Source organism: Gluconobacter albidus, from assembly GCF_002005485.1.
Classification (GTDB): Bacteria; Pseudomonadota; Alphaproteobacteria; order Acetobacterales; family Acetobacteraceae; genus Gluconobacter; species Gluconobacter albidus.
The window spans coordinates 2,008,593-2,021,096 of the sequence record NZ_CP014689.1 but is presented as its reverse complement, the minus strand read 5'-3'; the positions used below and the strand labels follow the sequence as shown (position 1 = coordinate 2,021,096).

Below are 12,504 nucleotides of genomic sequence, written 5' to 3'. Positions count from 1 at the left end.
CAGTCAATGAGTTATGCAGAAACCATTATCCTTGATGTTCGGATCGGGCAGGTCCCTGTAGTGGTTTCTGCGCTCACGGGGCGTGAGGGGCTTGCCGTGTGGGTGAGCGAAATTGGCGTGCTCAACCGGATTATCCTGTTCCGGACAGCCGATACCTATGCTGGTCTGCTCGACGGACGACCTGAACTTCTGGCTGCAATCCCCAAAGACTCCATCCAGAGCGTTGATGTCACAAGCTGGCGCATCATTTCGCCTCTGCTTCCCGCGGGAGCCCATGGCAGCGTCTATGAATGGCGCTGCTACGAGTTAAAGCTGGGGCAGGTGGGGGAGGTGGAGGAAGCTTTTGCGGCGTCCCTCCCGCCACGCCTGGAACTGTCCGGGCTGGTCTGCGGGATGATTTCTCTCGAAGGCACGCCGAGGCTGGCCCATATCTGGCCCTACGCAGATATGAATGCGCGTATGGAGATCAGGGCACAGGCCGTAGCGAGCGGGGTCTGGCCGCCTAAGGTCGCAAGCTATCTGAGCATTATGGAAAATGCGATTTTGCTTCCGGCTCCCGATTCCGCCTGGCGTTAAGGTGTTCTGAATCATGGACACGAAAAAGCGGTGAGGCTTCGGCCTTCACCGCTTTTTTTATGCCTGAACCCGTGTCTGAAAAATTATTTCCTGGAGGAAGCCGGGGCGGCAGGCGCCAGTGTTTCGATTGTGCTTTCAGAAACGAACACCACCGAATTCAGAGCCTGGTTCAGGGCAGCAACAGCTTCCTGCGGATTATGCCCTTCGGTGAAAACGGTTGCGCGATAGACCGCACCCTGCACCGGCGTGACGGGAGCGAGCGCCATAATGAAGTCCGCATCTGCTCCCACGACCTTCATGGTCTCGGCGGCCTGATCCGTGTTGCCGGACTTCAGCTGGGCATTCGCAGAGACGATCGCGGCTTTCTTTTCGGGGGCCAGCGTCTCGCTCAGGATGAACTCACCGCCGACCGGAAGCCAGTCCGTCTGGCCAACGACAGGCTGGCGGTTGGCGATAACAGGATGCTGCGGGGCAGGATGGAGATCGTTTTCGGCAGCCTGAAATTTTTTGTCAGCCTTTTCCGCAGCAGCAAGGCGCTTCTGGGCATCGTACAGGGCCGGAATGGCGGCTTCGGTCTTGCCTGTCGTCTGGAGAATGTCCCGAGCCTTCAGAATATCCTGAAAAGCACGCTGCCCGTCGGCAGAAAGATGATGAAACGCACGGTGTGCCTTAAATTTTTCCCAGTGTGTGTGCAGTGAATCGGCACTGGCAAACGGGGTTGCGCAAAGAATGGATGAAATTGCAGCCATGGCGGGAATAAATTTCATTATATTATCTCCGTGAATATTCTGTTCTGACCCCTATCGGTATTTCATGAGGGTAGTTCAGACAAATTACCGATCATTTAATGACTGTTGGTCCATTTTTGAATTTTCCGATATGTACTCTGACGAGCGGCATTTCCTTGAGGATTGTGACTAACAGATGCAATTCTTTTTGTTGCGTCCTGAATGTGATTTTTGGAACTTATCGACGATATGAAATGATTTATTGAAATAAAAATGAGAATATTGAGGTTTTCATTTGGGGAACGGCTTGCCCTGAAGGAGGGGTTTCCGTATGAACGGGGCCTCAATCACGATACCGTGCCTTGCGCCGGAAAGTCGGCCTTTCCGGAGCGCATTGCAGGCATCAGCCGAGTAGCGAGTATTTCCAGATGTCTCTGAATCCTGTCGTCGAGAGTGTGACTGCCCGTATCATCGAGCGTTCGAAAATCTCCCGGCGCCGGTATCTCGCCCTGATGGAGCGCAACCGGGCCAAAGGTGTGCTCCGGCCCAGACTCGCCTGCGGAAATCTGGCTCATGCGATCGCGGCTTCCAGCCCCGACAAGCCGGAACTGATGCGTCCCACCGGGACCAATATCGGCATCATCACGACCTATAACGACATGCTTTCGGCGCATCAGCCCTATGGCCGCTATCCCGAGCAGATCAAGCTGTTTGCCCGTGAGGTCGGGGCGACGGCCCAGGTCGCAGGCGGCGCACCCGCCATGTGTGATGGTGTGACGCAGGGGCAGGAGGGGATGGAGCTGTCCCTGTTCTCCCGCGACGTAATCGCCATGTCCACGGCGGTCGGTCTGAGCCATGGTATGTTCGAAAGCGTGGCGCTGCTCGGGATCTGCGACAAGATCGTGCCGGGGCTTCTGATGGGCGCCCTGCGCTTTGGCCACCTGCCAACCATGCTGATTCCGGCCGGTCCGATGCCGTCCGGCCTTCCGAACAAGGAAAAGCAGCGTATCCGCCAGCTTTATGTGCAGGGCAAGGTCGGACAGGCCGAATTGATGGAAGCGGAAAACGCCTCCTATCACAGTGCCGGAACCTGCACGTTCTATGGAACGGCCAATACGAACCAGATGATGGTCGAGATCATGGGTCTGATGATGCCGGACTCGGCGTTCATCAATCCCAACACGAAGCTGCGTCAGGCCATGACGCGCTCGGGAATCCATCGTCTGGCAGAGATCGGCCTGAATGGAGAAGATGCGCGCCCGCTCGCGCAGTGCGTCGATGAAAAGGCTATCGTGAACGCTGCTGTCGGACTGCTGGCAACGGGTGGGTCGACCAACCATGCAATCCATCTTCCCGCCATCGCCCGCGCTGCAGGCATTCTGATCGACTGGGAAGACATCAGCCGCCTGTCTTCCGCTGTTCCGCTGATCACCCGCGTCTATCCGAGCGGTTCGGAAGACGTGAATGCGTTCAATCGCGTGGGGGGTATGCCAACGGTCATCGCCGAACTGTCGAGCGCCGGAATGCTGCATCAGGATATCCTGACGGTCTCGCGCGGCGGCTTTTCCGATTATGCACGTCGCGCTTCGCTTGAAGGCGACGACCTCGTCTACAGCCGCGCAAAATCTTCCACCGACACCGACATCCTGCGTGACGTTGCAACGCCTTTCCGTCCGGATGGCGGCATGCGCCTGATGACGGGCAATCTGGGGCGTGCGATTTACAAGAGCAGCGCCATTGCAGCGGAACACCTGACGGTCGAAGCGCCTGCACGGGTGTTTCAGGACCAGCATGACGTCATCACGGCCTATCAGAATGGCGAACTTGAGCGTGATGTCGTCGTGGTTGTGCGTTTTCAGGGGCCGGAAGCCAATGGCATGCCGGAGCTGCACAAGCTGACCCCGACGCTGGGCGTGCTGCAGGACCGCGGCTTCAAGGTGGCGCTTCTGACGGATGGTCGTATGTCGGGCGCCAGCGGCAAGGTGCCGGCGGCCATTCATGTCGGCCCCGAAGCGCAGGTTGGTGGTCCGATCGGCCGCGTTCGGGACGGTGACATGATCCGCGTCTGCGCCGTGAGCGGCCAGATCGAGGTCCTGGTAGATGCCGCGGAATGGGATAGCCGTACGCCGGTCGCCCCGCCGCTCCCGGCATTGGGAACGGGCCGGGAGCTGTTCGCGCTGCTGCGTTCGGTGCATGATCCGGCCGAAGCGGGCGGGTCTGCGATGCTGGCCCAGATGGATCGCGTGATCGAAGCCGTCGGCGACGATATTCACTAAGGAAGATTTCGCATGATCGATACTGCCAAACTTGATGCCGTCATGAGCCGCTGTCCGGTCATGCCGGTGCTGGTGGTCAATGACGTGGCGCAGGCCCGTCCGATGGCCGAGGCTCTGGTGGCGGGTGGCCTGTCCACGCTTGAAGTCACGTTGCGGACGCCCTGTGCGCTCGAAGTCATCGAGGAAATGTCCAAGGTGCCGGGTGCGCTCGTCGGTGCGGGGACCGTTCTGAACCCGTCCGATATGGACCGTGCCGTGAAAGCGGGTGCGCGCTTCATCGTCAGCCCGGGCCTGACCGAAGCTCTCGTCAAGGCCTCCGTCGCGCATGACGTGCCGTTCCTGCCGGGTGTTGCCAATGCGGGTGACATCATGCGCGGTCTCGATCTGGGTCTGTCGCGCTTCAAGTTCTTCCCGGCCGTGACGAATGGCGGCATTCCCGCGCTGAAGAGCCTTGCCAGTGTTTTCGGCAGCAATGTCCGTTTTTGCCCGACGGGTGGTATTACGGAAGAGAGCGCCCCGGAATGGCTGGCCCTTCCGACCGTTTCCTGTGTCGGTGGCTCCTGGGTTACGGCGGGCGCCTTCGACGCGGACAAGGTTCGTCAGCGCGCAACGGCCGCAGCCCTCCTGAAGGTCTGAGCGCACCGCCACGGACGCTTCACGGGGCCTGCATCACGTCGTGGCCCCCGTGAACGTTTTATGAACAAATGGTTTGCGGGACGGGATGAAGCAGATCATAAGGGCGCGTGACTGGACGTTCCCATCTGTTGATCGGCGGCTTTGCCGTATTGTGTGCCATGCGCTGGCATGTGCTATCGCCTGAACCGCTCTCCGTCTGCACCGGGCTGCTGGGCAGCCTGCTACCCGACATTGATACCGAGCGCTCCATGCTTGGAAGCCGGGTGAAGATCCTCTCCCGCTTTCTGGCGAAAGCCTTCGGCCATCGTGGCCTGACGCATTCGGGCCTGATGCTGCTCATGGTTGCGGTCGTCATGAATGGTCTGATGGGCCCTGAAAGTCTTCGCGGACCGTGGGGTGCCCTGCTGCTCGGCGCTGCGACCCATATTGCCGCCGACCTTCCGACAGGAGGCTGTCAGGTTTTCGCCCCCCTCAGCCGTTCGCGACTTTCACTCTGGCCCTATGTCCGGACTGGCGGCATCGGGGAAATCATGCTTCTTGTGCCCATCCTCTGCCTTCTGGGCTGGGCAGGATTTTCCGGTAATGGCCCTGTTCCGGGTCATCATCTCCCTTCTGCGCATCACTCGCGGTTGCGCGGACATGTTTTGAAGGATATTTCATTCTCATCATGACACAGACCCGACTCCCCGTCCGCCGCGCTCTTCTCTCCGTTTCTGACAAAACGGGACTGATCGAACTGGGGCGTGCGCTTGCCGCCCACGGTGCGGAACTGCTTTCGACCGGGGGGTCCGCCAAGGCTCTTCGTGATGCCGGTTTGACCGTCAAGGATGTCTCGGACCATACCGGTTTTCCGGAAATTCTGGACGGGCGGGTCAAGACCCTCGTGCCTCAGGTCCATGGTGGCATTCTCGGACGCCGCGATCTCGCCGATCATGTTGCGCAGATGGCGAAGCATGACATCGCTCCGATTGATCTGGTCTGTGTAAATCTCTACCCGTTCGCCGCAACCGTTGCATCGGGGGCAGGGGACGAAGACTGCATCGAGAATATTGATATCGGTGGCCCCGCCATGATCCGCGCGGCTGCCAAAAACTTCGATCACGTCGCGATCCTGACGGATCCGCAACAATATGGGGCGGTCATCGCGTCACTGGAGCAGGGCGGTACGGTGCTGGTCGAACGACGGGGCTACGCGGCCTCCGCCTACGCCCACACAGCTGCCTATGACAGCATGATCTCCCGCTGGTTTGCCAAACAGGCCGGCGAAATCCTGCCTCCCGTCCTGACCCTGAGCGGAACACGGGACGATCTGCTGCGTTACGGCGAAAACCCACATCAGAAGGCGGCTTTCTATCGTGACGGCAGCCAGCGTCCGGGTGTGGCGAGCGCGCGGCAGCTTCAGGGCAAGGCGCTGAGCTACAACAACATCAATGACACGGATGCGGCGTTCGAGGCTGTCGCCGAGTTTGATGAACCGACTGTGGTGATCGTCAAACATGCCAATCCATGTGGCGTGGCGTCTGCAGCAACGCTGGAGCAAGCCTGGATTGCGGCTCTGCGCTGCGATCCCGTTTCGGCTTTCGGCGGTATCGTCGCCCTCAACCGGACGCTGGATGGTGCCACGGCCCAGAGGATCAGTAAGATCTTCACGGAGGTGATCGTGGCTCCCGATGCCGATGCCGATGCCGTCGAGGTCCTTGCAAAGAAAAAGAACCTGCGTCTGCTGCTCACGCAGGGCGTGCCTGATCCGACCGCTGAAGGGCTGTCATTCCGCTCGGTCGCAGGTGGTTTTCTGGCCCAGAGTCGCGATGCCGGTCGGGTAACGCAAGCCGACCTCAGGGTCGTGACCAAGCGGGCGCCGACGGATCAGGAAATGAAGGATCTGCTGTTCGCGTTCCGCGTCGCAAAGCATGTGAAATCAAACGCCGTCATCTATGTCCGCAATGGCGCCACGGTTGGCATTGGTGCCGGGCAGATGTCACGGGTAGACAGCGCGCGGATTGCAGCGCGCAAGAGCGAAGATGCCGCAAAGGAAGCCGGAGAGCAGGCTCCGCTGACAATCGGATCGGTTGCAGCTTCGGATGCGTTCTTCCCCTTCGCGGATGGTCTTGAGAGCGTCGTTGCGGCGGGTGCCGTGGCTGTCATTCAGCCGGGTGGCTCCATCCGCGATCAGGAGGTGATTGATGCGGCAGATGCGGCCGGGATCGCCATGGTATTCACCGGCATGAGGCATTTCAGACATTGAAAAAGCTTGCTTGCGCCAGCCTGGTTCTGGCTCTGTCCCTCTCCACAGCGGAAGCTGCTCCCTGTGTCTATGACATGACGCCACTTCCTGTGATCAAGGGGATTGTCGCTGACATTACGCCTACTGGCGTACAGCTTAGCGATGGGACAGCTGTGATTCTGCCACAGGAGTTTCTGGCGCATATCCATCTGAACCAGAAGCTGGCCGTCAGAGGACTGATTTCGGTGGCAACCCATACGGTACAGGCTCTGGCACTTGATGGTAATCCTCCCATCTGCCCGAGCACGCCGGCGATCCCGCATGGCGCCTTTCCAGGATCGCCTGCATACGACACGATCCATCCCTGACCTCCCGCAACAGGTTATAGTATTAGGCAGTAGTTAAACGCTTTCTTTACGGTTCTTGTGCAAAAATTTCCCGGATTTACCGATGCTGGCAGATCCGGAGGCGCAAGTTTTTGTCACATGTCACGACATCCGCAGTTATGTCGACCACGGGCCTCGGGCGCACTGATATTGCTCCCGGGGCACAACTGGCCTCCAATGAGCGGTTCCACGATTTTCTGGCAAGCTATGTTCACCCGGAAACTCCCAGGCACTCTGAAAGCAGCCAAAAAACCTCAATAGTCAAATCCCAGTCTACGACAAAAGCAGAGCCTCTCCCATCCGAACGGACAGCTCAGAGGCAGTCTCCAAAAGCCGAGACCTCAACGACGTCCCCTGTGCGACCAGCCGTAGTCTCACATCTGGAAGAACATACTGTCCTTCCGAAACCGGCAGCTGCTCCTCAAAGTCAGACCCTTCCAACTGCCGTACAGAAGGGCGCCGCTGATGGCAGTAAAGAACAGCCACAGGATAGTAGCGTTCCAAATAAATCGCCCCAATCCGTTGCGCAGAAAAGTAGCGATAAATCTTTGCCGAAGGATGGTCTGAGCCCAGCAGAAAATGAGTCATCTCAAACGGAGGGAGATGATTTCGTTAATAACAATACGACGTCTCTTCCTGTGAAGGAGACAAGCTCTGCGGTGGACGGTAAGGGAGAGTCTATTTCAAATAAAACAAATCAGATCAGTGATTTTATTGAGAATAATAATTCAAGAGTTATTTCCGATAATGGAATATTGGAGGAAGATAAAAAAGAACAAAATATAGAATCCAATAAATCTGAAAATTCTATAAAAATAGAAAACAACTCTTTTATTGACTCAGATTCGATTTCTTCGGAGAAAATTCTACCTGAAGTATTGAATGAGATAACTCCTGAGACGCAGGCAGAAAATACCACTGCACCCCCTGGTGATGAAGAGAAAATCTCCCGGCATACTGATCCGCATGTTCAGCTTTATCAAGAAAAAAGTAGTGGAAATAATATAACTCATATCGAAATGAATGTTGGAGAAAACGAAAAAATACATATAGAAATTAATGGAACTATCAGTAAAGAGCATCGGATTCATATTAATACGGATAATCCGGAGGTTTACCAGTCGCTTAAAGAAGACAAAAGTACACTAATTGAAGCACTGTCTGATAATTCATCTTTTGTTTCTGGCGCGCAGTCCACAGTGAAAGCAGATATCCAGATCAGTCTTTCGCTGCCAGCTTTTCTTGACATGTCGTCTCGTGATGAGCGGCAGGAGGGCAACAGCCGCTCATCAGGTTCATTACGGGGCGATACTCCTGAAGCTTCAACTTCTGTTGCTGAACGCCGATTTCTCCGCGGCGTCGTCGATCTCACAGTCTAAAAATAGGATTGAAATCATGGTCTCTTCAGTTGGCACAACAACAGGCAGTACATCTCTTTTAAGTCAGGCAATAAGCGCAGCCAAAAGTAATGCCGCTACGAATGCCGCTGCGTCGTCCAGCACCGCAACGAGCAGCTCAAGCAGTTCCTCCTTGTCTTCTCTGGGCGGAAACTTTAATCAGTTTCTCACACTGTTAACGACGCAGTTGCAGCATCAGGATCCCAGCAATCCGACAAGTACTGATTCATTTACTGCGGAATTGGCCCAGTTTGCCGGTGTGCAACAGCAGGTGCAAACCAATACAAACCTGACGAGCTTGATTTCAGCGACGCAGGATAACCAGATGGCTTCTGCTGTCAGTCTTATCGGAAAAACAACGACAGCCAGTACTTCCAGTCTCCCATTGCAAAGTGGGACGGCCTCTTTGTCTTTTACTGCGCCTCAGGCTGGAGATGTCGCGATCGCTATAACGGATAGTACGGGGACTGTCGTTAAATCCGAGACAATTGATGCTTCAGTTGGAACAAATACCTGGACATGGGATGGTAAAAATAACAGTGGGATACAGCTAAGCAATGGCGCTTATACTGTGGCAGTAGAAGGGAGTTCAACAGACGGGACCAGTGTTGCGCTTCCGACTACGGTAACAGGAACGGTTACAGGCGTTTCAAAGGGAAGCACGGGGGTTAATATTGATATGGGTAGTGCCACCATCAACATGAGCGACCTGACCGGCTTTTCAAGTACCTGATTTCAGGAGCCTCTGAGGTCGATTGTTAGTCATGAATTAACCTTTTTGTCCCACAATGGAGTTTATCGAAAGTAAAGTTTTAGGAACAGATTCGTATGTGGGCAGGGCAGGGAGGTTTTTCTGACAGGAATCGCAACGATTACGATTCTCTGAAAAATTGGAAAGAGAGCAATCAGTGAAAGCTCTTCTGGAAAACCTCAAGCAGCTCGGCCTCCCACGTCTGGCAGCTCTTGGTGGCGTTGGCGTCTCAATGCTGATCCTGTTGGGCGTGCTGGTCATGCATGGCATCAATGCCACTAATGGTCTCTTGTATCGTGATCTGGAACCCCATGAAGCTGGTGAAATTGTAGACCAGCTCTCAAAAGCCCATATCAAATATCGTCTTCAGGATCAGGGTAGTACGATCATGGTACCTGATGATGATGTCGCGCGTGCCAGGCTACTTCTCGCTAAGGGAGGTTTACCGTCTGGAGGTTCAGTTGGATATGAGATTTTTGACAAGGGTAACAGCTTCACCGCAACTCAATTCGAACAGACTATTAATGAAACCCGCGCCCTTGAAGGAGAGCTGGAAAGATCTATTCGCCTTATTCATGGGGTGCAGAATGCCAGAGTTCACCTTGTATTGCGTCATAGGGAACTTTTTTCAACAGATGAGCAGAACGCTCAGGCGAGCGTACTTCTTTCCATGGATGGCGGCCGCCGCCTTGATGAAGAAAATGTTGCCGCAGTTGTTAATCTCGTTGCCGCCGCAGTTCCCGGATTGGATGCACACAATATCTCGTTGATTGATAATCGTGGCCACGTCCTGCTCAAGCAAGGAGAAGGAAGCGTAAATGGTGGTCAGTCCTTAGAAGAGCAGCGTCAGGTATTTGAACAGCGCATTGCACACGAAGTTGAGGACCTGTTGGGATCATCGCTTGGCCCTGGGCACGTTCGTGTAGAAGCGAATGTTACCATGAACAATGATCACGTTCGTGAAACACAGGAAAATTACGATCCTGATCAGCAGGTTTTGCGCTCTCAGCAAACTAAAAGCGAAAAGAATATTAATACTCAGGGCTCCGCTAATACGACAGTTTCAAATAATCTTCCTAATGCGAATGCAGGACAGCAGCAGAACGGGAGCCAGAGCAATAGGCAGGAGCAGACAAACAATTATGAGATTGGTAAAACAGTACGTACTTTAATTCAGGACCAACCTCGTATTGCACGTATCAGCATGGCAGTGATGGTCGATGGCATCACTCAAGCTGATGGAAAAGGTCATTCTTCTTGGCAGCCGCGCAATGAAGAAGAGCTGGCTCGTCTAACAGCGTTGACTAAAAGCGCAGTTGGTTTTGATCAGGGGCGCGGGGACGTGGTAACTGTCATGTCCATGAAGTTTACCGATATGGAAACTGAAATGCGGCCCGAGGTTTTCAGATGGGGAAATTTTTTCACTCACTCAAACCAAATGGAAGCCGTAAGATTTGGTTTATTCGCTTTTTGCCTTGCAATGGTATTATTTTTTGTTGTCCGCCCTTTATTGAAACCAGTCGGGGATAATAAGGCTGAAAGGCTTCTCGCCCCTTCAATTTCTGGAGCTGGGCCCCAATCTCTATCCTCAACCTCCCAAGCCGCGCTTTACCTCCCCGATAATCAGTCGGGTAGACAAAAATTACCACTGCTTGCAGTTCCCGATGGGGAAAGAGACTTGGTTGATGAAGAAACTGTTTCTGTTAATGGAGTGCAAGGCAGAATTAGAGCATCATCCGTACAAAAAGTCATAGATCTCGTAGAAACACACCCTGCAGAAAGTATTTCTTTAGTGAGAGGGTGGTTAATGCCTGCCCAAGAAGGAGCATCGAGATAATGGATATGGAAAAAAATATCTCAGGTGTGCAGAAGGCTGCCATCTTGATGATGGCGCTGGGTGAAGAAAATTGCTCTAGGTTATTTGAACAAATGCATGAGGAAGAAATCAGAGAAGTTTCTTCAGCAATGGCTCAGCTTGGTATTGTATCATCAAATATTGTGGAAAAAGTATGTCATGAATTCAGCCAAGGTTTAGGAACTGCTGAAGGAGTGGTTGGGGATCTTGAAAGTACAGAAAAACTTCTCAAGAATGCGCTTCCAGCCAATAGAGCAGCGGCGATTATGGAAGAAATTCGCGGTCCTGCGGGCCGGACAATGTGGGATAAATTAGGGAATGTACCAGAAGCTGTACTTGCTAATTACTTAAAAAACGAATATCCGCAAACAGTATCTGTCATCTTGAGTAGAATAAAACCTTCTCATTCAGCTAAAGTATTGGCACTTTTCCCGGAAGAGTTCTCTCTAGATATTATGATAAGAATGCTAAAAACAGAAACGATACAAAAAAGCGTAATCCAGAGCATCGAAAAAACTTTGAGGTCAGAATTCGTTTCTAACCTGCCTCGAGGGGTAAATCGTAATAGCCACGAAGTATTAGCTGATATATTTAATAATTTTGATAGAAGGCTCGAAAATCGTTTTATGACTGCTTTGGAGCAACGTAGCCAAGAAGATGCTGAACAAATTAAGAGCCTCATGTTTACGTTTGAAGAACTTGTGAATCTGTCCGGAGAGGGTTTGATAACGTTATTGAATCAAATTCCTCGGGAAAGTCTGCCATTAGCACTGAAGGGTGCAAGTGATAGGCTGCGTCAAGCATTTCTGGCATCTATGTCTGATCGGGCAGGACGTATTCTGTTGGATGAAATTGAAGATCTTGGTCCTGTCCGAGTGAAGGACGTTGATATAGCACAAAATGAAATTCTCATCGTTGCTAAAGATTTGGTGGATCGTGGAGAGATCGATCTGATTGATCAAGAACAGCCAGGAAATGAAATGATCGTTTGATGGCTAAGCAATCTTTGGAAACGCAAAAAAAAATAGGAAATTTATATGCTGAGGATTTTGGAGAAATAGAAAATAAAAAAAATAATACGTTAGAGGATCAATCTATATCTCCAGTTTTAGAAAAAGAAAATGTAATTTCTCAAGATATTTTAAATGAATACTATAATAAAGGCTTTCAGGATGGATTAAAGAAAGGAAAAAAAGAATACGATATAGAAAAAGAAAAAATTAACACAGAAAAAGAATTAAAAAATTATTTCATATCCGAAATTTCATCCATAGAGAAGAAAATTCAAAATCAAGAAAACAAATTTTATCAAGAAGTAGCATTTGCAGTGCTGACCTGTATACAAGCTGTGTTTCCTAATTTATTCGTTAAATATGGAATGGAGGAATCGGAAATTATTTTACAAAAATTGTATCCACTAATAAATAAAAATAATAATTTTAAATTAAGTTCTTCTAAAGAATTTTTTATTACAATAGAAAAGTTAATACCAGATTTCTTTAAAGAAAGATTAAATTTTAGATTAGATGAAACATTGGAAAATGGAGATTTTGAGATTTATTGGGATTTTGGGGCTTTGTCGCGGAATGCAAATAAATATGTGGAAAAAATAACTTCTGAAATCATGCTTGCTTGTCAGAGAGGGAATAGAAAAAATGCTGGAGAATGATAAAAA

General features: G+C 52.1%; 12 protein-coding genes. 11 read left to right on the top strand and 1 reads right to left on the bottom strand.

The annotated features are described in order from the left end of the window. Positions 1 to 6 precede the first annotated feature (6 nt). Positions 7 to 576, top strand: coding sequence for an NIPSNAP family protein (locus A0U94_RS09275; RefSeq protein ID WP_077803162.1), 570 nt, complete (start codon positions 7 to 9; stop codon positions 574 to 576). A gap of 83 nt (positions 577 to 659) precedes the next feature. Here the strand turns inward: A0U94_RS09275 and A0U94_RS09270 are convergent, their stop codons facing one another. After that, the gene (locus tag A0U94_RS09270) at positions 660 to 1,343 is read right to left on the bottom strand and encodes a YfdX family protein (RefSeq protein WP_077803161.1); all 684 of its coding nucleotides are present in this window, start codon (positions 1,341 to 1,343) and stop codon (positions 660 to 662) included. Positions 1,344 to 1,732: 389 nt separating this feature from the next. On the opposite strand from A0U94_RS09270, the gene edd reads away from it, so the two are divergent. The 10 genes from edd (at position 1,733) to A0U94_RS09220 (ending at position 12,498) form a co-directional block, all read left to right on the top strand. Further along, positions 1,733 to 3,580 carry a phosphogluconate dehydratase gene (gene edd, locus A0U94_RS09265; protein WP_077803160.1) on the top strand — a complete coding sequence of 616 codons (1,848 nt, stop codon included), beginning with the start codon at positions 1,733 to 1,735 and terminating at the stop codon, positions 3,578 to 3,580. Between the two features lie 12 nt (positions 3,581 to 3,592). After that, complete coding sequence (eda, locus tag A0U94_RS09260) at positions 3,593 to 4,216, top strand: bifunctional 4-hydroxy-2-oxoglutarate aldolase/2-dehydro-3-deoxy-phosphogluconate aldolase (RefSeq protein ID WP_062109964.1); 624 nt, start codon at positions 3,593 to 3,595, stop codon at positions 4,214 to 4,216. A 107-nt stretch (positions 4,217 to 4,323) separates the two neighbouring features. Then, positions 4,324 to 4,887, top strand: a complete 564-nt coding sequence (locus tag A0U94_RS09255) for a metal-dependent hydrolase (protein ID WP_077803159.1) — start codon at positions 4,324 to 4,326, stop codon at positions 4,885 to 4,887. Next, positions 4,884 to 6,461, top strand: coding sequence for a bifunctional phosphoribosylaminoimidazolecarboxamide formyltransferase/IMP cyclohydrolase (gene purH, locus A0U94_RS09250; protein ID WP_062028037.1), 1,578 nt, complete (start codon positions 4,884 to 4,886; stop codon positions 6,459 to 6,461). The genes A0U94_RS09255 and purH overlap by 4 nt, the downstream gene beginning before the upstream one ends. Beyond that, on the top strand, positions 6,458 to 6,808 hold the full coding sequence (locus tag A0U94_RS09245) for a hypothetical protein (RefSeq protein WP_077803158.1): 351 nt from the start codon (positions 6,458 to 6,460) through the stop codon (positions 6,806 to 6,808). The genes purH and A0U94_RS09245 overlap by 4 nt, the downstream gene beginning before the upstream one ends. 137 nt (positions 6,809 to 6,945) lie before the next feature. After that, positions 6,946 to 8,205 (top strand): hypothetical protein, encoded by a 1,260-nt coding sequence (locus tag A0U94_RS15715; RefSeq protein ID WP_149026738.1) that lies wholly within the window; start codon positions 6,946 to 6,948, stop codon positions 8,203 to 8,205. 16 nt (positions 8,206 to 8,221) lie between these two features. Further along, the gene (locus A0U94_RS09235) at positions 8,222 to 8,956 is read left to right on the top strand and encodes a flagellar hook assembly protein FlgD (RefSeq protein WP_077803924.1); all 735 of its coding nucleotides are present in this window, start codon (positions 8,222 to 8,224) and stop codon (positions 8,954 to 8,956) included. 175 nt (positions 8,957 to 9,131) lie between these two features. After that, positions 9,132 to 10,811 carry a flagellar basal-body MS-ring/collar protein FliF gene (gene fliF, locus A0U94_RS09230; RefSeq protein ID WP_077803922.1) on the top strand — a complete coding sequence of 560 codons (1,680 nt, stop codon included), beginning with the start codon at positions 9,132 to 9,134 and terminating at the stop codon, positions 10,809 to 10,811. Next, complete coding sequence (locus A0U94_RS09225; RefSeq protein WP_077803923.1) at positions 10,808 to 11,821, top strand: flagellar motor switch protein FliG; 1,014 nt, start codon at positions 10,808 to 10,810, stop codon at positions 11,819 to 11,821. Before fliF ends, A0U94_RS09225 begins: the two co-directional genes overlap by 4 nt. Continuing rightward, positions 11,821 to 12,498 (top strand): hypothetical protein, encoded by a 678-nt coding sequence (locus A0U94_RS09220; protein ID WP_077803156.1) that lies wholly within the window; start codon positions 11,821 to 11,823, stop codon positions 12,496 to 12,498. The genes A0U94_RS09225 and A0U94_RS09220 overlap by 1 nt, the downstream gene beginning before the upstream one ends. The last annotated feature ends 6 nt before the right edge of the window (positions 12,499 to 12,504 follow it).